Genomic DNA, 20,255 nt, shown 5'->3' with positions numbered 1-20,255 from the left:
AGGGGAATGGTCGCGCACGATCTGTCGTTGCCGAAACTCGTGTCGATGCTGGGCGTGACGCGCCGGGTCGTCACCGGCCTGATCGATGCGGGTTTCGTCACACCCGAACGCGGACCTCGCAATGAACTGCGCTTTTCCTTTCAGGACGTGGTCCTGCTGCGCACGGCGCTGCGCCTTCGCGAAGCCGACGTCGCGCCGCGCAAGATCAGCCAGGCGCTGTCCCGATTGAAATCGGACCTGCCGGACGAGCTGCCGCTTTCGGGTCTGCGCGTCACAGCCGAGGGCGGCTCGGTCGTCGTGAAGACCGGACCATCGCAATGGGACGCCGTGACCGGCCAGTTATTGCTCGACTTCGAACTCGCCGAAGTGAAGGGCGACGTCGTGCTGCTCGATGCCGCGCCGGAACGCAAGAGCGCCGCCGCGCTTCAGGCGCGGGACTGGTACGACCTCGGCGGACAGCTCATGAAAACCGACGCGAAGGGCGCGGAGCGAGCCTACCGGCGCGCGATCGAACTATCGCCCGAGCCGTACTACGGAGCGTATGTCGATCTCGGCGCATTGCTGTGCGAAGACGAACGACGCTGCGCCGATGCGCTGCTCGTCTTCGACACCGCGCTCGCACACTTCCCCGCCGACGCCGTGCTCCACTTCAATCGCGCCGTCGCGCTCGAAGGGCTCGGCCGCGTCGACGAAGCGCTGCAAAGCTATCGGCGATGTCTGGAAGCCGACGCCGATTACGCCGACGCGCATCATAACCTCGCGATCCTGCTGGAAAAGCGCGGCGACCGGCAAGGTCTGATTCGTCATCTGAATGCCTATCGCAGGCTGAGCAGCTGACGCGCATCGCGTCACGCGCCATCGACGAGCAGGCTGCGCAGCGCATCGAGCGCCGCCGACGCGTGCCCCTTGCGCCAGACGAGCAGCGTGTCAACGCGCCCGAGTTCGCCCATCGGATGCAGATCGACTTCATCGTCGAGGCGCGCGAGTGCGAGCACCGAGCGCGGCGCCACCGCGACGCCCGCCCCCGCCGCCACGCACGCCACGATTGCGTGATACGAACCCAGCTCCAGCACCCGCGCCGGCCTGATCTTGCGCTGCTCGTACCAGCGCATCGCATACGAGCGGTATGCGCAGCCGCGCTCGAACGCCACCAGCGTCAGTCCCGTCGCTTCGCTCGCCATGGCCGCCGGGTGCCGTCCGCGCGGCGTGACCAGCGCTAGTTCCTCCTCGAACACCGGCACGGATTCGAACTGCTCCGCAGGCAGCGCCTCGGGCTCGATCGGGCGCGCCATCACCGCCGCGTCGACTCCGAACGTGCGAACGCTGTCGATGAGCGCGCGCGTCACGCCCGTCGCCAGTTCGAGCGTCACCTCCGGCCAGCGCTGATGGTAGGTCGCCAGCACGCGCGGCAGGCGGCTCGCGGCGGTGCTTTCCATCGTCCCGAGCCGCAGACGCCCATGCGGACGATTCTCGCTGACCGCGTGACGCGCCTCCTCGGCCAGCGCGAGCAGACGTTCCGCGTAAGGCAGCAGCGTCTCGCCGGCGGGCGTCAGCACGAGCCGGCGGCCGTCGCGAATAAAAAGGTCCGTGCCGAGTGTTTCTTCGAGCTGACGGATGCGCGTCGTCACGTTGGACTGCACGCGATTGAGTTTGAGCGCCGCCCGCGTCACGCCGTTTTCGCGCACGACGGCCCGGAAAATGGTCAACGCTGCGAGATCCATGATCTTCTCTGGAGATTGATGACATCTCGATTATTCATTTTTCAAGATGATTCGGTCAAGCTAGGATCGAGCTATTCCTGTATTCGAAGATCGACCCATGGCCTCGCCCGCCCACGCTTCGTCGTTGCCCGCTCATCCCGCGCGATACGCCGCGCTCGCGTGCGCCGTCGTGCTCGCGGTGGCGCTCGGCGTCGGGCGCTTCGCGTTCACGCCGCTGCTGCCGCTGATGCTGACGAGCGGCGCGCTCAATATCCGTCACGGCGGCTGGCTCGCGTCGGCCAATTACGCGGGCTATCTGATCGGCGCGCTGTCGTGCGCGGCGATCCGCATCGACCACGCGCGCATGGTGCGTCTCGCGCTCGCCTCGACCATCGTGCTGACGCTCGCGATGGGCCTCGTCCACGTCTTCTCGCTGTGGGCCGCGATACGCTTCGCGGCGGGCGTCGTCAGCGCGTGGGCGTTCGTGTTCGCGTCGCAGTGGGGCCTGCGACGGCTCGCGGAACTCGACGCGCACGGCCTGGCCGGACTGATCTACGCCGGGCCCGGCGTCGGCATCGTGGCGACCGGCCTGCTGGGTGCAGCTGCCGCGGCATTCGACGTGCCCGCGCCATCGGTATGGATCGGGTTCGCGGTCTGCTCGGGCGTGGCGGGGGCGATCGTGTGGCAGGCGTTCGCGCATCCGACCTCGGCGATGCGCGCTCACGCGCGTGTCGCCGATCGCGCGCCGCCCGCGTCGACGCGCGCCGATTCGATCGGCCTCGTCGGTTTCTACAGTCTTGCGGGATTCGGCTACATCATCACGGCGACCTTCCTGCCCGTGATCGCGCGACAGGCCTTGCCGGGCTCGCCGTGGCCCGACCTGTTCTGGCCGGCCTTCGGACTGGCGCTGATGGCGGGCGCGCTGACCGGTGCGCGGCTGCCGCTGTCGTGGGATAACCGCTTGCTGCTGGCCGCGTGCTATCTCATTCAGGCATTGGGGATAGGCCTCGGCATCGTGTTCCCGAGCGCGCTCGGCTTCGGCATCGGCAGCCTGTTGCTGGGCTTGCCCTTCACCGCCATCACCTTGTTCGCGATGCGCGAGGCGCGCCGTCTGCGCGGCGATGCCGCAGCCGGACTGATGGGCTACGCGACAGCCGCATACGGCCTCGGACAGATCGTCGGACCGCTGGTCGCGGCGCCGATCGCCGCGCATACGGGATCGTTTTCCATCGCGTTATGGATCGCGGTGGCGGCGCTGGGATTGGGCGCGGCCGGACTGGTCTGGCTCGGGAGGCGAAGCGCGCGCGCCTGACGCAGCAGGATCGTCCTAGCCGCGCTGGCGGCTGCATGACAAAGTAACGCGCATCCTCTGACGTGGAGCATGCCGTGTCCCTTCTCTACCGCCCTTTCACCGCAGACGACATCGCTGCCGCGCACGCGCTGTCGGTCGAGGTCAAATGGCCGCATCGCGCCGATGACTGGCGCTCCGTGCTCGATGCCGGCGCAGGCTTCATCGCGCAGGACGGCGAGCGCGTCGTCGGCACCGCGCTGTACTGGAATCATGGCGACGATGGCGGATCGCTCGGCATGGTGATCGTCGCGCCGGATTGTCAGGGCAAGGGCATCGGCCGCAAGCTGATGGAGCTGCTGCTCGAATCGCTCGGCAAGCGCATCACCGTGCTGCACGCGACGCCCGCCGGCGAGCCGCTCTACGCCAAGCTCGGTTTCGAGCGCATCGGCGCGATACATCAGCATCAATCCGCGGATTTCAACGTGCCTCGCATCGACTTGACGCAAGGCGAGCGCATCCGCGCGTTGGAACCCGGTGATACCGAAACGCTCGTCGCGCTCGCATCGCGCGCAAGCGGATTCGATCGAAGCACGCTGCTGCCCGCGCTTTTGAAAATCGCACGCGGCGTCGTGCTCGAACGCGATGGCGAAGCGCTCGGCTTCGCGCTCATCCGCGAGTTCGGGCGCGGTCTTGCCATCGGTCCGGTCGTATCGGTCACGGCCGATCAGGAGCACACGCGCCGCGCGCAGGCGCTCATCGCGCATTGGCTCGCGCAGCACGAAGGCCAGTTCACGCGCATCGATACCCCGCACGAAAGCGGTCTGTCGGACTGGCTCGAAAGCATCGGGCTCAAGCGCGTCGACACGGTCATCAGGATGGCGCGCAACGGCACGCCGCCGCGCGATGCATCCGTCGCGCAATTCGCGATCATCAATCAGGCGCTGGGTTGACGATCATGACGATCCTCTACAAGGCCGATCCCGAACGCGGCAGGCAGTGGGCGCAGCTCTTCGCGCAGAAAGCGCCGGACGTGCCGTTCCGTTTATGGCCCGATATCGGCGATCCCGCCGCCGTGCGCTATCTCGCCGCATGGCAGCCGCCCGCCGATGTCATGCAGACCTTCCCCAATCTCGAAGTGATCTTTTCGGTCGGCGCGGGCATCGATCAGTTCGATCTGTCGGGCGTGCCGCCGCATGTCGCCGTGGTGCGGATGACGGAGCCTGGCATCGTCGAAGGCATGGTCGAGTATGTGACGCAGTCCGTGCTGACCATTCATCGCGATCTCTTCGATTACGCCGCGCTGCAACGCGAGCGCGTATGGCGCGAGATGCCCGTGCGCGCCGCTGCGACGAGACGCGTAGGCGTGCTCGGGCTCGGCATGCTCGGCACGGCGGTGCTGAAAACGCTGCGTCTGTTCGGCTTCGATTGCGCGGGCTGGAGCCGTTCGCCGCACGAAATCGAAGGCGTCGAATGTCATGCGGGCGCCGAATCGCTCGATGCGTTTCTCGCGCGCACCGATATCCTCGTGTGCCTGCTGCCGCTCACGGATGCGACGCGCGGTCTCATCGACAAGCGCGTGTTCGATACGCTGCCGCGAGGCGCATCGTTCATCAACGTTGGGCGCGGACCGCACGTGATCCAGCAGGACCTGCTCGACGCGCTCGACAGCGGCCAGCTTCATGCCGCCATTCTCGACGTCACCGATCCCGAGCCTCTGCCGGTCGAGCATCCGTTCTGGACGCATCCGCGCGTGCGTCTGACGCCGCATATCGCGAGCGCGACGCGTCCTGAAACGGCCGTCGACCGTGTGCTGGACAACCTGCGCCGCCATCGCGCGGGCGAGCGGATGACCGGCGAGATCGACCGCACGCGCGGCTATTGAACCGTCGCACGGCGCGCGCAGCACAAAATGCTGCGCGCGCCCCGCAAAACGCCGCGAATTTGCTCTTTGGCGATTTTTTTGGCGATGCGCGCGATACGGCTCTGCCGATAGTATGAAACGGTCAAGAGCCATTCCGCCCCTATCGCGAAGAGAGAGCCGCATCATGCCGATTCAATCGCTTGTCGAGTCCGACCGCAACCATCTGATTCATCCCGTCGTCAGCTATCGCGCGCATGAAGCGCGCGGCGTCACCGTGCTCGATTCCGCCGATGGCGTGTTCCTGCGCGATATCGACGGCAAGCAGCTGCTCGATGCCTTCTCCGGCCTGTGGTGCGTGAACACGGGTTATGGTCACGCGAGCATCGTCGAGGCCGCCGCGAAGCAGATGACGAAGCTGCCCTACGCAACGGGCTATTTCCACTTCGGCTCCGAGCCCGCGATCGAACTCGCCGCGAAGCTCGTCGAACTCGCGCCCGCCTCGCTGCAACACGTGTACTTCACGCTCGGCGGCTCGGATGCGGTCGATTCCGCGCTGCGCTTCATCACGCACTACTACAACGCGACGGGCCGTCCGTCGAAGAAGCATTGCATCGCGCTGCAACGCGGCTATCACGGCTCGTCGTCGATCGGCGCGGGACTCACCGCGCTGCCCGCGTTCCATCGCAACTTCGATCTGCCGCTGCCGACCCAGCATCACATTCCGTCGCCGTATGCCTACCGCAACGACTACGCCGACGACGCCGCGCTCATCGCGGCTTCGGTGCAGGCGCTCGAAGCGAAGGTCGCGGAACTCGGCGCGGATCATGTGGCCGCGTTCTTCTGCGAGCCGATCCAGGGCTCGGGCGGCGTGATCGTGCCGCCCGTCGGCTGGTTGAAGGCGATGCGTGAAGCGTGCCGCAAGCTCGATATCCTCTTCGTCGCCGATGAAGTCATCACCGGCTTCGGCCGCACCGGTCCGCTCTTCGCGTGCGAGGGCGAAGGCGTCGAACCGGATCTGATGACGGTCGCGAAGGGCCTGACCGCCGGCTATGCGCCGATGGGCGCGGTCCTCATGTCCGATGCCGTGTATCAGGGCATCGCGGATGGCGGCGATGCATCCGTCGTCATCGGTCACGGTCATACGTACTCGGCGCATCCCGTCAGCGCGGCCATCGGTCTGGAAGTGATGCGGCTCTATCACGAAGGCGGCCTGCTCGCGAACGGCCAGGCGCTGGCGCCGCGCTTCGCGCAAGGGCTCGATGCGCTGCTCGCGCATCCGCTCGTCGGCGATTCGCGTCATCGCGGCCTGCTCGGCGCGCTCGAACTCGTCGCCGATAAAGACAGCAAGCGCGGCTTCGATGCTTCGTTGAAACTGCCCGATCGCATCGCCGCAGCGGCCTATGGCAACGGCCTCGTGTTCCGCGCGTTCGGCGACAACATTCTCGGCTTCGCGCCGGCGCTCTGCTATACCGAAGCGAACTTCGACATGCTGTTCGAGCGCCTCACCAAAACGCTCGACGACGTGCTTGCGCAAAGCGAAGTGCGCGCCGCATTGACGGGCGCGTCCGGATGTAGTTCTCGCGCAGCCGCGTGATAACATCGACCGACCGCCGACATGCGAGACCGAACCCGTCACGATGAGCAACGACAGCAAGCTGGACCGAATCGATCTGCGTATCCTCTCGCAATTGCAGAAGCGCGGGCGCATCACGAACGTGGAGCTTGCCGATGCGGTCGGTCTGTCACCCAGCCCTTGCCTGATTCGTGTGAAGCGGCTGGAGAAGGCGGGTTATATCGTCGGTTACGGTGCGCAGATTCAACTGGAAAAGCTCGGCGACGTGCAGGTCGTCTTCACGGAAGTCACGCTCGCGGATCATCGCCGCGAGGACTTCATCAACTTCGTGAATGCGGTAAAGGATGTCGACGAGATTGTGGAGTGTCATCTGGCGAGCGGCGGCTACGACTACCTGCTCAAGTTCGTCACGCGCAGCGTGAGCCATTATCAAAGCATCATCGAGGGACTGCTGGAGCGCGGTATCGGCATCGAGAAGTACTTCAGCTATGTCATCATCAAGACGTCGTTCGTCAAGACGCATTACCCGCTCGAAACGCTCTTCTCCCAGAGCCATCACTGAGGCACGCGCCTCGACCATTTTCATTCGAACGCACGCGCGGGCTTTTTGCACGCGCGTGCTTTTTATCGTCGATCAACTTCACGCGGAGTAGCACATGTCCAGCAAATATCGTATTGCCGTGATTCCGGGCGACGGCATCGGCAAGGAAGTGATGCCCGAAGCAGTGCGCGCGCTCGATGCGGTGAGCAAGCGCTTCAATATCGAACTGGAGTACCGGCATATCGAGTGGGCGAGTTGCGATTACTACGCGCAGCACGGCCAGATGATGCCTGATGACTGGAAGGCGCAACTGCAGGACAGCGACGCCATTCTGTTCGGCGCGGTCGGCTGGCCGGACACGGTGCCGGATCACATCTCGCTGTGGGGCTCGTTGCTCAAATTCCGCCGCGAGTTCGATCAATATATCAACCTGCGTCCGGCGCGCCTGTTCGATGGCGTGCCCTCGCCGCTCGCGAATCGCAAGGCGGGCGATATCGACTTCATGATCGTGCGCGAGAACACCGAGGGCGAGTATTCGTCGGTCGGCGGCACGATGTTCGAAGGCACGGACCGCGAGTTCGTATCGCAAACGTCGATCTTCACGAGGAAGGGCGCGGAACGCGTCTTGAAGTTCGCGTTCGAGCTCGCGCAAAAGCGTGAGAAGAAACTGACGGTCGCGACCAAGAGCAACGGCATTTCGATCAGCATGCCGTGGTGGGATTCGCGCGCCGCCGAAATCGCGCAGCAGTATCCCGACATCAAGTGGGACAAGCAGCACATCGACATTCTGTGCGCGCGCTTCGTGCTCAGTCCGGACCGCTTCGACGTGGTCGTCGCGACGAATCTCTTCGGCGACATTCTTTCGGATCTCGGTCCGGCATGCACGGGCACGATCGGCGTTGCGCCTTCGGCCAACATGAATCCGGAACGCAACTTCCCGTCGCTGTTCGAGCCGGTGCATGGTTCCGCGCCGGATATCGCGGGCAAGGGCATCGCCAATCCGGTCGCGATGATCTGGTCCGCCGCGATGATGCTCGATTTCCTCGGCGAACGCGCCGCGCACGATGCGATCCTTTCCGCCATTGAAACCGTGCTGAAGCAAGGGCCGCATACCGGCGATCTCGGCGGCCGCGCGAACACCACGGAAGTCGGCACGGCCATTGCGCGCCTGCTCGCCTGATCCTTGTGGAGACCATCATGACACAACGCTACGAGTTGAGCGATCTGATTCGCGCCGACAATTTCATCGACGGCAAATGGGTGCCCGCTGCGAGCGGCAAGCGCTTCGCCGTCACCGATCCGGCGACGGGCGACATCATCGCGCAGGTCGCCGACAGCGGCCCCGCCGATGCCCGCGCCGCCACCGATGCCGCCGCGCGCGCGTTCCCCGCCTGGCGCGATACCTTGCCGAAGGACCGCGCGGCCGTGCTGCATCGCTGGCATGCGCTGATCGTCGAGAACGCGGATACGCTCGGACGTCTCATCTCGCTCGAGCAAGGCAAGCCGTTCGCGGAAGGACGCGGTGAAGTGATGTACGGCGCGTCGTATGTCGCATGGTTCGCCGATGAAGCCACGCGCATCTATGGCGACATCATTCCGCAGCAGCAGCGCGGCAAGCGCATGAGCGCGGTGAAGGAACCGGTGGGCGTCGTCGCGGCGATCACGCCGTGGAATTTTCCGCTCGCGATGATCGCGCGCAAGATCGCGCCCGCGCTCGCGGCGGGCTGCACGGTCGTCGGCAAGCCAGCCGAGGACACGCCGCTCACCGCGCTCGCGCTGGTGCTGCTCGCGCATGAAGCGGGCGTGCCGGCGGGCGCGTTGAATCTCATCAGCGCTTCGCGCGAGAACGCGCAGGAAGCGGTCGCCGACTGGCTCGAAGATGCCCGCGTGCGCAAGATCACGTTCACGGGCTCGACGCCAGTGGGCAAGTATCTCGCGCGCGAATCGGCGGGCACGCTGAAGAAGCTGTCGCTGGAACTCGGCGGCAATGCGCCTTTCATCGTGTTCGACGACGCCGATCTCGATGCCGCTGTCACGGGCCTCATGGCATCGAAGTTCCGCAATGGCGGGCAGACTTGCGTATGCCCGAATCGCGTGTATGTGCAGTCATCTGTCTATGAGAAGTTCGCCGATCTGCTGGCGAAGCGCGTCGCGGCATTGAAGGTCGCGCCCGCCACCGACGCCGACGCGCAGATCGGCCCGATGATCAACGCGCGCGCGGTGGAGAAGATCGAACGTCACGTGAACGATGCGCTCGCACATGGCGCACGCGCGCTCACGGGCGGCAAGCGTTTGACCGAACTCGGTCCGAACTACTACGCGCCGACCGTGCTCGCCGATGCCACGCCCGACATGCAACTGAGCTGCGAGGAAACCTTCGGCCCGGTCGTACCGCTGTTCCGTTTCGACGACGAAGCCGAGGCGATCCGCGCCGCCAACGACACGCCGTTCGGCCTTGCCGCGTATTTCTATAGCCAGAACCTGAAGCGCATCGATCGCGTGTCGCGTCTGCTCGAATCGGGACTCGTCGGCATCAACGAAGGCGCGATTTCGAGCGAGGCGGCGCCGTTCGGCGGCGTGAAGGAATCGGGCTATGGACGCGAAGGCTCGAAGTACGGTCTCGACGATTACCTCTCGATCAAATACCTCTGTCAGGGCGGACTCGAATGAACGCGTATCCGATCGAGATCACGTTTCCCGATATCGGCGCGCATGCGGCGGGAAATGCGGGCGTGCCTTATGTGCATACCTTCGATTCGGGCATTCATGGTCCGCATGTGATGATCAACGCGCTCACGCACGGCAACGAGGTGTGCGGCGCGATCGTCGTCGATGCGTTGCTGCGCGCGCAATTGAAACCGCGGCGCGGCAAGCTCACGCTCGCATTCGCCAACGTCGATGCCTACGCGCGCTTCGATGCAGAGAAGCCCGACGCATCGCGCTTCGTCGATCAGGACTTCAATCGAGTATGGACCGCGCAGACGCTCGACGACGCCTCGCGTGATTCGAGCGAACTGCGCCGCGCCCGCGCGATGCGGCCTGTCGTCGAAACGGTGGATCTGCTGCTCGATCTTCATTCGATGCATGAGAAGAGCAAGCCGCTGATCGTTGCCGGGCCGCTGGACAAGGGCATCGAACTGTCGGCGAAGCTCGGCACGCCGGCGACCGTCATCTGCGATGAAGGCCATCCTGAAGGCCGGCGCATGCGTGATTACGAAGGCTTCGGCGATGCGGGAAGCCCGAAGAACGCGTTGCTCATCGAATGCGGACAACATTGGGAAGCGAATGCGGTCACGGTTGCGCGTGATGTGACGGCGCGCTTTCTCGCGCTGTCCGGCGTGGTCGACGAGGAAGACTTGCCCGCGGGCTGGATACAGCCATCGCCGCCGGAAATGCTTGTCGTGCGCGTGACGGAACCCGTCGTTGCAAAGAGCATGGACTTCCGTTTCGCCGGCGATTACACCGGTCTCGAAGTGTTTGCTGATGCGGGCAGTGTGATCGGCTGGCTGGATGGCGAGCCTGTCAAAACGCCATATGACGATTGCATGCTGGTGATGCCGTCGTTGCGGCAGTTGCGGCCGGGGGTGACGGTCGTGAGGCTCGGCAAGATCGAGAGACGCATTCAATCCACCTAAAGGCAGGAACATGAAAGTTCAGCAGATCAAGCAGAGCATAGCAATCGAGGGACTGGAAGACTGGGGCACGGCGGGACTTCCCGGCACGCAGGAAATCAAGGTAAGCGGCGTCCAGAAAGTAATCCCGGGCAGCGAGGCAATCGATACCGGCGTATTCGAATGCACACCCGGCACGTACCGCCGCTCGGTGAAACAGGCCGAGGTGATGCATTTTCTCGCGGGCCGCGGCAGCTTCACCCCCGATGGCGAAGACACAGTTCATTTCACGGGCGGCGACACGCTCTTCTTTGAAGCAAACACCGAAGGCACATGGGAAGTCGATGAAACAATGCGCAAGGTCTACGTGATCTTCTAACCGGATGTGACCATTGCCCTGACATAACATCAGGTCATGGTCACTCCAACAATTCCGGCGTTGCCCTCGCGTATTTGACTCAATATATTTTTAGTCATCTGCAATACGTCCGCTGCATCAACCTTGTCGAGGAATACGCCGTGATGAAGATTGCAAGGTTCCGCTGTCCGCACTTCCCCATTCGCCCGCTCGCCATGACCTTGCTGCTGTCCATCGCGGGCACGGCGCCGGCGTTCGCCGCGGGCAAGATCACGTTCGTATCGCAGGGCGGCGCGTATCAGGAAGCGCAGACCAAGGCGATTCTCGATCCCGCCGCGAAAGAACTCGGCATCACGATCACGCAGGACAGCATTCCGGACGCGTGGCCGCAAATCAAGGCGCAAGGGGCCACCGGCAAGCCGATCTGGGATGTCGTCGATACGCCGACCTCGAACTGTCTGCGCGGCGGGCGCGAAGGCCTGCTGGAGAAGCTCGATTTCTCGAAGATCCCGAACGCGGCAGCCATTCCCGAGAAATACCGCACGCCGTACTCGGTGGCCTACGAGTTCTATTCGACCGTCATCGGCTATAACAAGAAAACGCTCAAGAAGGTGCCGCAAAGCTGGAAGGACTTCTGGGACGTGAAGAATTTTCCCGGCACGCGCGCGCTGCGCAACGACCCGATGACCGTGCTCGAAGCCGCGCTGCTCGCGGATGGCGTGCCGCGCGACAAGCTCTATCCGCTCGATGTGGATCGCGCCTTCAAGAAGCTCGAAGAGATCAAGCCGAACGTCACGGTGTGGTGGACATCGGGTGGCCAGTCCGCGCAATTGCTGCACGATGGCGAAGTCGACATGACGATGATCTGGAACGGCCGCGCGAGCGCCGTGATGAAGGATGATCCCAACATCGCCTTCACGTTCAACGATGGCATTCTGCAGAACACGCAGCTTTGCATCCTGAAGAACGCGCCGAATCTGAACGACGCCGTGCGCTTTCTGAACGCGGCCGTGTCGCCGGAATTGCAGGCGAATCTGCCGCTTTATATCGACTATGGTCCGGGCAATCCGGCCGCCTTCAAGACCGGCAAGATCACCGACAAGCGCGCGGCCGAACTGCCGAGCGCGCCGGCAAACGCAGCGAAGCAGGCGCTCTTGTCGGAGGAATGGTGGGCCACCGAGCCCGGCATTCAGGCCAAGGCGCGCTGGCTCAAGTTCATGCAGTGACGCGGTTCACGCGTCGCAATACGTGTTCGACTATCTGATTCTGGGCGGCGGCTCGGCCGGCTGCGTGCTGGCCGCACGCCTTTCCGAAGATGCGCGCGCGAAGGTATGTCTCGTCGAAGCGGGCCGCGATATCTCCGCGCGCACGATGCCCGACGCCATTCGCAGCCGCTATCCGGGCCGCGCCTATCTCGACAGGCGCAACATCTGGCAGCAGTTGAAAGCGCGCATGAGCATGAGCGGCGCGCTGCGACGCTATGAACAGGCGCGGCTTCTGGGTGGCGGCTCCGCGATCAACGCGCTGATGGCCAATCGCGGCTCGCCCGCCGACTACGACGAGTGGGAAACGCTCGGCGCCGATGGCTGGAACTGGCGAACGTGTCTGCCCTGGTTTCGCAAGCTCGAAACGGATTGCGATTTCAGCGGCCCGTTGCACGGCGGCGATGGACCGCTGCGCATTCAACGCCCGACGTGGCCGCGCATTTCACCGTTCGTGCGCGCGGTGCTCGACTCGCTCGCCGAGCATGGTCACGCGCTGCACGAAGATCAGAACGGTCCGTGGGAAGACGGTACGTTCATCGGTTCGATTGGCGCGAGCGCGAACGGAGAACGCATCCCCACGTCGGTGTGTTATCTCGACGATACCGCACGCGCACGCAGCAATCTGACCATACGCACCGATGAAGTCGTCGAGCGCATCCTGTTCGATGGCAAGCGTGCGATCGGCGCGCGCATCGTTCGAGCCGACGGCACGCGTGAAGAGCTGAAGGCGCGGCGCGTGATCGTGTCGGCCGGTGCGATACACAGTCCCGCGTTGCTGATGCGAAGCGGCATCGGACCGGCCGATGAACTCGCCGCGCTCGGCATCGATGTGCTTGCAGATCGCCCGGGCGTCGGGCGCAATCTGATGGAACATCCGTCGATCGCCGTCTCCGCCTTCCTGCCGCGCGCCGCGCGCACGCCGTTTCCGGACGAGCATCACGAACAGGCGATCGTGCGCTTCTCTTCAGGCATGCCGGATACCGTGCAAGGCGACATGCATGGCGCGATTCTGTCGCGTTCGGGCTGGCATTCCGTGGGCTATAGGCTGGGCACGATCTTCTTCTGGGTCAACAAGTCGTACTCGCGCGGACGCGTGACGCTCGCGTCGGCGAGTGCGTTCGATGAACCTGATGTCGATTTCGCGATGCTCTCCGATTCGCGCGATCTCGAACGTCTCAAGCTCGCGTTGCGATTCGGCGCTGCCGTCCTGGCATCGCCCTCGATGAATGCGCATCGCGATGTGATCTTTCCATCGAGCTATTCGCCGCGCGTGGCGGCGGTGGCTGTGCCTGGGACATGGAACGCGGTGCAGCGTGGCGCGCTGAGCGCATTGCTCGATATCGCCGGACCTCTGCGCGGCGCGTTGATCAAGGGCGTCGTGACGCAAGGAGTGGGCATCGAAGAACTGCTCGGCGACGATAGCGCGATGACCGCGTTCGTCGCGCGCAATGTCGGAGGCACGTGGCATCCGTCGGGGACGTGCCGGATGGGTTCATCGGCCGATCCGCTGGCCGTGACCGATTCGCATGGCGCGGTGTACGGTGTCGAAGGACTGCATGTGTGCGATGCGTCGCTGATGCCTTCGATTCCGTGCGCCAATACGAATGTGCCGACGATCATGATCGCGGAACGGGTGGCGGATGTGTTACGTGGCGCGGCGCGTGACGAACATGAAACGGCCGCGCGCGCTGTGAACTACTCCCCGTAACCCACGATCCCCTTCACCTCGAGAAATGCCTCCAACCCCCACTCGCCATACTCCCGCCCGTTCCCCGATTGCTTATACCCGCCAAACGGCGACCCCGCATCCCACGCCGGATAATTGACGTACACGCTACCCGCGCGCATTCTCATCGCTACGCGCCGCGCACGCGCCTGATCCTTCGACTGCACATACGCCGCGAGGCCATACGGCGTGTCATTGGCGATGGCGATCGCCTCTTCCTCGTCGCGATACGGCATGATCGCGAGCACCGGCCCGAAGATTTCCTCCCGCGCGATCGTCATCGACGGATTCACATTCGCAAACACGGTCGGCTTCACGTAATACCCGCGTTCGAGTCCATCGGGACGTCCGGGTCCGCCCGTCACCAGTGAAGCGCCCTCTTCGATGCCGACATCGATCAGCCGTTGCACGCGCCCGAACTGCACATCGCTGACGACGGGGCCCATCGTCGTGGCAGGATCGTCGGCCGGCCCGACACGATGTTTCTGCGCCGCGCGCAAGGCGATCGCCACGGCTTCATCGTGCCGCGATGCGGGCACGAGCATGCGCGTGGGCGCATTGCACGATTGCCCGCTGTTGCTGAAGCACGAGTTCACGCCCGCAGTCACGGCGGCGTCGAAATCGGCATCGTCGAGCAGGATGTTCGCCGACTTGCCGCCCAGTTCCTGATGCACGCGCTTCACCGTCGGCGCGGCCAGCTTCGCGATCTCGATGCCCGCACGCGTCGATCCGGTGAACGACACCATGTCGATATCCGGATGCGCGCTCAACGCGGCGCCGACCGTCGGACCGTCGCCATTGACGAGATTGAACACGCCTTTGGGCACGCCGGCCGCGTCGACGATTTCGGCGAACAGGATCGCGTTCATCGGCGACACTTCGCTCGGTTTGAGCACCACCGTGCAGCCCGCCGCGATGGCCGGCGCGACCTTGCACACGATCTGATTGATCGGCCAGTTCCACGGCGTGATGAGCGCGGCCACGCCCACGGGTTCGTGATTGACGAGCGTCGTGCCCTTCCTGCGCTGCCACTGAAAGCGCTCGACGGTGCGCAGCGTTTCCTCGATATGCCGCTTGCCGAGCGCGGCCTGCCACGCATGCGCAAGCTTGGTCGGCGCGCCGATCTCGCGCGAGATGACGTCGGCCATCTCGTCATAGCGCGCGATGTACGCGTCGAGCAGGCGCTGCAACAACGCGACGCGCTCCTCCACACGCGTCTGCGAAAACGATACGAACGCGCGCCGCGCCGCCGCCACCGCGCGATCGACATCGCGCGCATCGCCGAGCGCGACTTCGCCGATCGTTTCTTCCGTCGACGGATCGATGACAGGCAAACGCGCGCTGCCCGAAGGTTCGACCCATTCGCCATCGATATAGAACTGCTGGAGATGTCGCATATTGTTTGAGTAGTGGAAGGGTCAGGCTCGCGCCACAGCCGTTGACCGACGGCTCACGACGACGATCATCACGAGGCACAAGGTCAGCGCCGTCAACATCGTACTGATGGCGGCAATGGTCGGATCGATTTCATCGCGCAGCGTGACGAACATGCGGCGCGTGAGCGTCTGGTTACTGCCGCCCGAAATGAACAGCGCGACGACGGTTTCATCGAGCGCCTGAATGAACACGAACACCGCGCCGGAAATCACGCTCGCCTTGATCTGCGGCAACGTCACCGCCATGAAGGCGCGAAAGCGGTTCATGCCGAGACTGCGCGCGACCATCTCCTGCGTGCGATCGAACGTGCGCAAGTCCGCGCCCACGGAGATGAGCACATAAGGCAGGCCGAGCATCGTATCCGCGATGATCAGTCCGCCCAGCGTGTTCACATAACCCGCTTGCGTGAAGACGAAGAATACGCCCACCGCGACGATGATGATAGGCACCATCAACGGCAGCATCAGCAACGGGCGCAGATAGCGCAGCGACCAGTGCGATCCGTACTGGATGCCATACGCCGCCGCGACGCCGAGCGGCGTCGCGATCAGCGCCGCGCATGTGGAGGCCGCGAAGGTGGTCTTGGCGGCATCGATCCATGCGGGGTTATCGAAGAACGCGTGATACCAGCGCAGCGAATAAGCCGGCGGCGGGAACGTCAGGAAGCGCGCATCGGAGAAGGAAAGCGGCACGACGATCACGACCGGAATCATCAGGAACGCGAGAATCAGCATCACCGTTGCCCCCAGCGTCACACGTCCTAGCGATATCGTATTCATTTCGCCCCCAATGTCCTTTCGAGCGGAATCACGCGGCTCACGCCGTAGAAGATCGCGAACACGCAGATGAGCAGCACCACGCTCACCGAGCTCGCCGCGCCCCAGCTGTTGTAGATCTCGACGTTGCGGCTCACGATCATGGACACCATCATCGACTTGCCGCCGCCCATCAGTTCCGGCGTGATGTAGAAGCCGAGGCACAGCACGAACACGAGCGTCACGCCCGCAAGCACGCCGCTCATCGAGAGCGGAAGAAACACGCGCAGGAACACATGCAGCGGCGAACCACCGAGGCTCGCGCCCGCCTGCGAAAGATTCGGCGGAATCTTCTGCATCGCGGAATACAGCGGCAGCACCATGAACGGCAGAAGGATATGCACCATCGCGATGATGGTGCCGAACTGGTTATACGAAAGCTGCAAGGGCCGATCGATCAAACCCATGCCGAGCAGCGCCTTGTTGATGAGCCCCGTGCGTTGCAACAGCACGAGCCATGCATAGGTACGCACGAGCACGCTGGTCCAGAACGGCAGGATCACCATGCCGAGCACGAGCGCGCTCCATCGCGGCGAGATCGACGCCGCGAAATACGCGACCGGATAACCGAGCAGCAGCGTAATGGCCGTCACGATGAAGCTGAGCTTGAAGGTCAGCAGGAACGTGTCGAGATATGCGCCCGTGAAGACGCGCCGATAGTTCACGAGCGAGAACACGCCGTCGTGATAAAGCGACTGCCACGAAAGCCACGCGAGCGGCACGACGAGCAGCACGATCACCACCAGCAACGCGGGCGCCATCAACATCAGCATCGTGCGGTCTTCGCGGCGCTGATGGCGCACCGAGGGGTCGATCGTGGCGGCATGCATCACGGCGGTGTCCTGGAGAATCCGTTTGGCTGTCGTCATCATGCACCTACTGCGTCGAGAAACTGATACCACGCGGCGACGAGCCTCACGCCCGGCGCGCGCAGCGCATGAAACGGCACTGGCCGCAAGCCGTCTTGCGCCAGCAGCGCGAGTTCCGGCTTTTCGCCGAGCGCGAGCGCCGCCGCGTGCTGACCGATGAGACTCGCCATTGCGATGCCCGCGCCGTTGTAGCCGAGACAGAACGTGGTGGCGTCGTCGCTGCGGCCGACATGCGGCAGCGCGTTGAACGTCATGCCGACATAACCCGACCAGCGATACTCCACCGCCACATCCTTCAATTGCGGAAAGAGCGCGACCATCGCGCGTTGCAGCGCATCGAAGCCGGTCGGCTCGCCTTCCTTGCCGAATGCATCGCGGCCGCCGAAGAGCATGCGGCCATCGACCTTCCGGAACCACTTCATCATGCGGCGCGTTTCCGTATAGCTGCGGCGTTGCACCATGAGTTGCGCATCGAGTTCGGGCGAGAGCGGCGCCGTTGCGATCATCGCGCTTCTGAACGGCACGAGTTCACGATGATACGAAGCCGTGGCATCGGTCAGATTCGAGTACGCGTTGGTCGCGACGATCACCTGTCTCGCGCGTACCGTGCCGCCCGGCGCGCGCAAATGCACGCGGCCGTCCTGCGCGCGCGACATGTCGATCACCGGTGTCGCTTCGTAGATCGGCACGCCGCGCGCGGTCAGGCCCGCCGCGATGCCGCGCACGTATTCGAGCGGCAAGATCGTGCCCGCGTCCGCGCTCAGCACGCCGCCGACGAAGCCCTTCGAGCCTGTTTCATGCTGCACTTGCGCGCGCGATTGCACGGTCATCGATGCATCGCCGAGCTTCGTGCGAACCCAGTCTGCTTCGGCACAGATCGATGCGAGCGCGCGCTCCGTATGCGCGCAGCGCAAACTGCCCGTATGTTCAAAGCGAGCGCGCGTCAGCCTGAATTCGTCGATGAGCGCCTCGACCGTGCGCACGCCGTCATGCGCGAGCCGATGCATGCGTTTCGCGACATCGATGCCATGCGCGCCCGCGATCGCCGGGAACGACAGCCGGAACTTCGACGACACCACGCCGCCATTGCGCCCGCTCGCGCCCCAGCCGACCGGATTCGCATCGAGCACTGCGCATTCGACGCCGCGCTTTTGCAGCGCATACGCGGCGCTCAAGCCCGAATAACCCGCGCCGATGATCGCCACCTCCACGTCAATGTCGCGTGCGAGCGGCGCTCCCGTGCTGACCGGCGCGTCCATCGCGGGCACGCGCGCGGCCATCGCCCGCCATAGCGATTCGGGTTGCGGGCGCGATGCTGTGGTCGGGGCGCGCATTGTCAGGCAGCGGCGCGCACTTCGGCGTCCACGGCATCCGCGAGCGCGGCCAGCGTCGCGAACTTCCACGTCGGCGTGGTGACGGCTTCGGGCACGGGTGTCGCGCCAAAGCCCTTCAGGCCCTGACGCCGCTCGATCCAGCACGTCGCATAACCGAGCTTCGTCGCGATGCCGATGTCGTGATACTGGCTCTGCGCCGTATGCAGAATCTCTTCGAACTTGTAGCCGAACGCAGCCTGACGTCCACGGTTATAGGCGAAGAACTGCGGATCGGGCTTCGCGACACCGGTTTCATCGCAGCACACGGTATCGTCGAACGGATTGCCGAGCGTATGCGCGTAAGCCGACAACGCCACGCGATCCGCATTGGTCATCGCCACCAGACGGAAGTGCTTGCGCAGACGCTTCAACGCAGCGACGGAGTCCTCGAACGCGGGCCATTCGAGCACATCGCGCTGAAATGCAGCGGCGGATTGCGCGTCGTCGGGCAGGCCGAGTTGCTTCGCGAGATGCAGATAGACATTCGCCATCTCATGGCTCGATCGGCCCGGATGCTTCGCACGTCCGTCCATATACGGCTCGAAGATCTGATCGTCGGTCAGGTCCTTTGCCTTCGGCCCGCCCAGCCGGCGCACGGAATCCAGCACGCCCTTTTCGAAGTTGATCAGCGTGCCGACGACATCGAACGTCAGAACCTTGAAATCAGTGAGATTCATTGCTTCATCCTCTACGGGTTGCGGTGAAAAAGCTTCAGGCCGATACGACAATCGTGTCCTGCGGATCGAGCGCGACGGTCATCAAGGCGCCTGGCGCGGGAATGCGCTTGCGCGCCTCATGGCTGCCGGGTTGCCGAAGACTGATAGCGGTGCCGTCGGGCAGCGCGGCGAACACGCGCAGGCTCTCGCCCTGATAGAGCACTTCGGTTACGCGGCATGAAAGACGGTTCACATGCGCGTGACCCGCATCGCCGTCGATGACGAGCTTTTCCGTCTGCACGGCGAGCAACAGCTTTTCGCCGTGTGGCAAAGGATGCGCGGTGCGCAGAACCGTGTCGCCGAGACGCACGGCATCGTCGCCGGCGCGCGTGACGTCGAGCATCGTCGCTTCGCCGATGAAGCTCGCGACGAACGCATCGCAGGGGCGGTCGTACAGGCGCTCGGGCGTATCGATCTGCACGAGCCGGCCATCCTTCAGGACAGCGACGCGATCGCTCATCGTGAGCGCCTCGCGCTGATCGTGCGTCACGTTGACGATGGTCGCGCCGAGCTGACGATGCAGTCTGCGCAATTCGATCTGCATGGTCTCGCGCAACTGCTTGTCGAGTGCAGAGAGCGGTTCGTCCATCAGAATGAGTTGCGGTTGAAACACGATTGCGCGCGCGAGCGCGACGCGTTGTTTCTGTCCGCCGGAAAGCTGATGAATGCCGCGGTCTTCATAACCTTTGAGCTCGACCATCGCGAGCGCATCGGCGACGCGTTTCGCCCAGGTCGATTTCGGCTCGCGGCGCGCGCGCAATGAGAACGCGACGTTCTCACCCACGCTCATGTGCGGAAAGAGCGCGTAGTTCTGAAACACGATGCCGATCTCGCGCTTGTGCGGCGGCGCAAATGTAATGTCACGCTCGCCGACCCACACGCTGCCCGAAGACGGCTGCACGAAACCGCCGAGGATGCCGAGCAGCGTCGTCTTGCCCGAACCCGACGGACCGAGCAGCGAGACGAACTCACCCGGCGCGATATCGAGCGATACATCGTCCAGCGCTGTCACCGCGCCGTAGCGCTTGGTCGCGGACCTGATCGACACTCCGGTTTTAGCGCGTGCGTCCATGTCGTTCGTCTCGTCGAAAAGAGCAGTGGTTGGGAAAATACTATGTC

19 protein-coding genes are annotated in these 20,255 nt (G+C 64.1%); 12 read left to right on the top strand and 7 right to left on the bottom strand.

Annotation, left to right across the window (positions count from 1 at the left end; all coding sequences use genetic code 11):
- Nucleotides 1–6: 6 nt before the first annotated feature.
- Complete coding sequence (locus NK8_RS39280; RefSeq protein ID WP_213234067.1) at nt 7–837, top strand: tetratricopeptide repeat protein; 831 nt, start codon at nt 7–9, stop codon at nt 835–837.
- An 11-nt stretch (nt 838–848) separates the two neighbouring features.
- Here NK8_RS39280 and NK8_RS39275 read toward each other — a convergent pair whose 3' ends face one another.
- Nucleotides 849–1,721: a LysR substrate-binding domain-containing protein gene (locus tag NK8_RS39275; protein WP_213234066.1), complete on the bottom strand. Its 873-nt coding sequence runs from the start codon at nt 1,719–1,721 to the stop codon at nt 849–851.
- Between the two features lie 97 nt (nt 1,722–1,818).
- Here NK8_RS39275 and NK8_RS39270 point away from each other — a divergent pair, with 97 nt between their 5' ends.
- From NK8_RS39270 to NK8_RS39220, 11 genes are all read left to right on the top strand, one after another.
- Entirely contained in the window at nt 1,819–3,012 is a 1,194-nt protein-coding gene (locus tag NK8_RS39270; RefSeq protein ID WP_213234065.1) for a YbfB/YjiJ family MFS transporter, read from the top strand.
- 74 nt (nt 3,013–3,086) lie between these two features.
- Nucleotides 3,087–3,941, top strand: coding sequence for a GNAT family N-acetyltransferase (locus NK8_RS39265; protein WP_367657846.1), 855 nt, complete (start codon nt 3,087–3,089; stop codon nt 3,939–3,941).
- A 5-nt stretch (nt 3,942–3,946) separates the two neighbouring features.
- Nucleotides 3,947–4,873, top strand: coding sequence for a glyoxylate/hydroxypyruvate reductase A (locus NK8_RS39260; RefSeq protein WP_162069613.1), 927 nt, complete (start codon nt 3,947–3,949; stop codon nt 4,871–4,873).
- Between the two features lie 163 nt (nt 4,874–5,036).
- Complete coding sequence (locus NK8_RS39255; RefSeq protein WP_213234063.1) at nt 5,037–6,446, top strand: aspartate aminotransferase family protein; 1,410 nt, start codon at nt 5,037–5,039, stop codon at nt 6,444–6,446.
- Nucleotides 6,447–6,489: 43 nt separating this feature from the next.
- A complete protein-coding gene (locus NK8_RS39250; protein WP_061177940.1) occupies nt 6,490–6,987 on the top strand; it encodes an Lrp/AsnC family transcriptional regulator in 498 nt (165 codons plus the stop codon).
- Between the two features lie 94 nt (nt 6,988–7,081).
- Nucleotides 7,082–8,146 (top strand): tartrate dehydrogenase, encoded by a 1,065-nt coding sequence (locus tag NK8_RS39245; RefSeq protein WP_162069611.1) that lies wholly within the window; start codon nt 7,082–7,084, stop codon nt 8,144–8,146.
- 17 nt (nt 8,147–8,163) lie between these two features.
- The gene (locus NK8_RS39240) at nt 8,164–9,636 is read left to right on the top strand and encodes an NAD-dependent succinate-semialdehyde dehydrogenase (RefSeq protein WP_213234062.1); all 1,473 of its coding nucleotides are present in this window, start codon (nt 8,164–8,166) and stop codon (nt 9,634–9,636) included.
- Nucleotides 9,633–10,601 (top strand): M14 family metallopeptidase, encoded by a 969-nt coding sequence (locus NK8_RS39235; protein WP_213234061.1) that lies wholly within the window; start codon nt 9,633–9,635, stop codon nt 10,599–10,601. Before NK8_RS39240 ends, NK8_RS39235 begins: the two co-directional genes overlap by 4 nt.
- A gap of 10 nt (nt 10,602–10,611) precedes the next feature.
- Nucleotides 10,612–10,956: a cupin domain-containing protein gene (locus tag NK8_RS39230; protein ID WP_213234060.1), complete on the top strand. Its 345-nt coding sequence runs from the start codon at nt 10,612–10,614 to the stop codon at nt 10,954–10,956.
- Between the two features lie 143 nt (nt 10,957–11,099).
- Entirely contained in the window at nt 11,100–12,161 is a 1,062-nt protein-coding gene (locus tag NK8_RS39225; RefSeq protein WP_213234059.1) for an ABC transporter substrate-binding protein, read from the top strand.
- 22 nt (nt 12,162–12,183) lie between these two features.
- Entirely contained in the window at nt 12,184–13,908 is a 1,725-nt protein-coding gene (locus tag NK8_RS39220; protein WP_213234058.1) for a GMC family oxidoreductase, read from the top strand.
- Here NK8_RS39220 and NK8_RS39215 read toward each other — a convergent pair.
- From NK8_RS39215 to NK8_RS39190, 6 genes are read right to left on the bottom strand one after another with little or no spacing between them, the layout of a single operon-like run.
- Nucleotides 13,896–15,323, bottom strand: coding sequence for an aldehyde dehydrogenase family protein (locus tag NK8_RS39215; RefSeq protein ID WP_213234057.1), 1,428 nt, complete (start codon nt 15,321–15,323; stop codon nt 13,896–13,898). The genes NK8_RS39220 and NK8_RS39215 overlap by 13 nt on opposite strands.
- 21 nt (nt 15,324–15,344) lie before the next feature.
- Nucleotides 15,345–16,142, bottom strand: coding sequence for an ABC transporter permease (locus NK8_RS39210; protein ID WP_213234056.1), 798 nt, complete (start codon nt 16,140–16,142; stop codon nt 15,345–15,347).
- The gene (locus tag NK8_RS39205; protein WP_213234055.1) at nt 16,139–17,050 is read right to left on the bottom strand and encodes an ABC transporter permease; all 912 of its coding nucleotides are present in this window, start codon (nt 17,048–17,050) and stop codon (nt 16,139–16,141) included. The genes NK8_RS39210 and NK8_RS39205 overlap by 4 nt, the downstream gene beginning before the upstream one ends.
- Nucleotides 17,047–18,381, bottom strand: a complete 1,335-nt coding sequence (locus NK8_RS39200) for an FAD-binding oxidoreductase (RefSeq protein WP_213234506.1) — start codon at nt 18,379–18,381, stop codon at nt 17,047–17,049. Before NK8_RS39200 ends, NK8_RS39205 begins: the two co-directional genes overlap by 4 nt.
- 2 nt (nt 18,382–18,383) lie before the next feature.
- Nucleotides 18,384–19,097, bottom strand: a complete 714-nt coding sequence (locus NK8_RS39195) for an HAD-IA family hydrolase (RefSeq protein ID WP_213234505.1) — start codon at nt 19,095–19,097, stop codon at nt 18,384–18,386.
- A 34-nt stretch (nt 19,098–19,131) separates the two neighbouring features.
- Nucleotides 19,132–20,208 (bottom strand): ABC transporter ATP-binding protein, encoded by a 1,077-nt coding sequence (locus NK8_RS39190; RefSeq protein ID WP_213234504.1) that lies wholly within the window; start codon nt 20,206–20,208, stop codon nt 19,132–19,134.
- Nucleotides 20,209–20,255: the final 47 nt, after the last annotated feature.

The sequence above is a fragment of the Caballeronia sp. NK8 genome (assembly GCF_018408855.1).
Classification (GTDB): domain Bacteria; phylum Pseudomonadota; class Gammaproteobacteria; order Burkholderiales; family Burkholderiaceae; genus Caballeronia.
The sequence above is the reverse complement of the archived record's forward strand: the minus strand, read 5'-3'. Positions and strand labels throughout refer to the sequence as shown.

Coding starts and splice junctions, on each gene's coding strand:
- NK8_RS39280 (WP_213234067.1), top strand. CDS start 7: ATGGTCGCGCACGATCTGTCGTTGCCGAAACTCGTGTCGATGCTGGGC.
- NK8_RS39275 (WP_213234066.1), bottom strand. CDS start 1,721: ATGGATCTCGCAGCGTTGACCATTTTCCGGGCCGTCGTGCGCGAAAAC.
- NK8_RS39270 (WP_213234065.1), top strand. CDS start 1,819: ATGGCCTCGCCCGCCCACGCTTCGTCGTTGCCCGCTCATCCCGCGCGA.
- NK8_RS39260 (WP_162069613.1), top strand. CDS start 3,947: ATGACGATCCTCTACAAGGCCGATCCCGAACGCGGCAGGCAGTGGGCG.
- NK8_RS39255 (WP_213234063.1), top strand. CDS start 5,037: ATGCCGATTCAATCGCTTGTCGAGTCCGACCGCAACCATCTGATTCAT.
- NK8_RS39250 (WP_061177940.1), top strand. CDS start 6,490: ATGAGCAACGACAGCAAGCTGGACCGAATCGATCTGCGTATCCTCTCG.
- NK8_RS39245 (WP_162069611.1), top strand. CDS start 7,082: ATGTCCAGCAAATATCGTATTGCCGTGATTCCGGGCGACGGCATCGGC.
- NK8_RS39240 (WP_213234062.1), top strand. CDS start 8,164: ATGACACAACGCTACGAGTTGAGCGATCTGATTCGCGCCGACAATTTC.
- NK8_RS39235 (WP_213234061.1), top strand. CDS start 9,633: ATGAACGCGTATCCGATCGAGATCACGTTTCCCGATATCGGCGCGCAT.
- NK8_RS39230 (WP_213234060.1), top strand. CDS start 10,612: ATGAAAGTTCAGCAGATCAAGCAGAGCATAGCAATCGAGGGACTGGAA.
- NK8_RS39225 (WP_213234059.1), top strand. CDS start 11,100: ATGAAGATTGCAAGGTTCCGCTGTCCGCACTTCCCCATTCGCCCGCTC.
- NK8_RS39215 (WP_213234057.1), bottom strand. CDS start 15,323: ATGCGACATCTCCAGCAGTTCTATATCGATGGCGAATGGGTCGAACCT.
- NK8_RS39210 (WP_213234056.1), bottom strand. CDS start 16,142: ATGAATACGATATCGCTAGGACGTGTGACGCTGGGGGCAACGGTGATG.
- NK8_RS39205 (WP_213234055.1), bottom strand. CDS start 17,050: ATGATGACGACAGCCAAACGGATTCTCCAGGACACCGCCGTGATGCAT.
- NK8_RS39200 (WP_213234506.1), bottom strand. CDS start 18,381: ATGCGCGCCCCGACCACAGCATCGCGCCCGCAACCCGAATCGCTATGG.
- NK8_RS39195 (WP_213234505.1), bottom strand. CDS start 19,097: ATGAATCTCACTGATTTCAAGGTTCTGACGTTCGATGTCGTCGGCACG.
- NK8_RS39190 (WP_213234504.1), bottom strand. CDS start 20,208: ATGGACGCACGCGCTAAAACCGGAGTGTCGATCAGGTCCGCGACCAAG.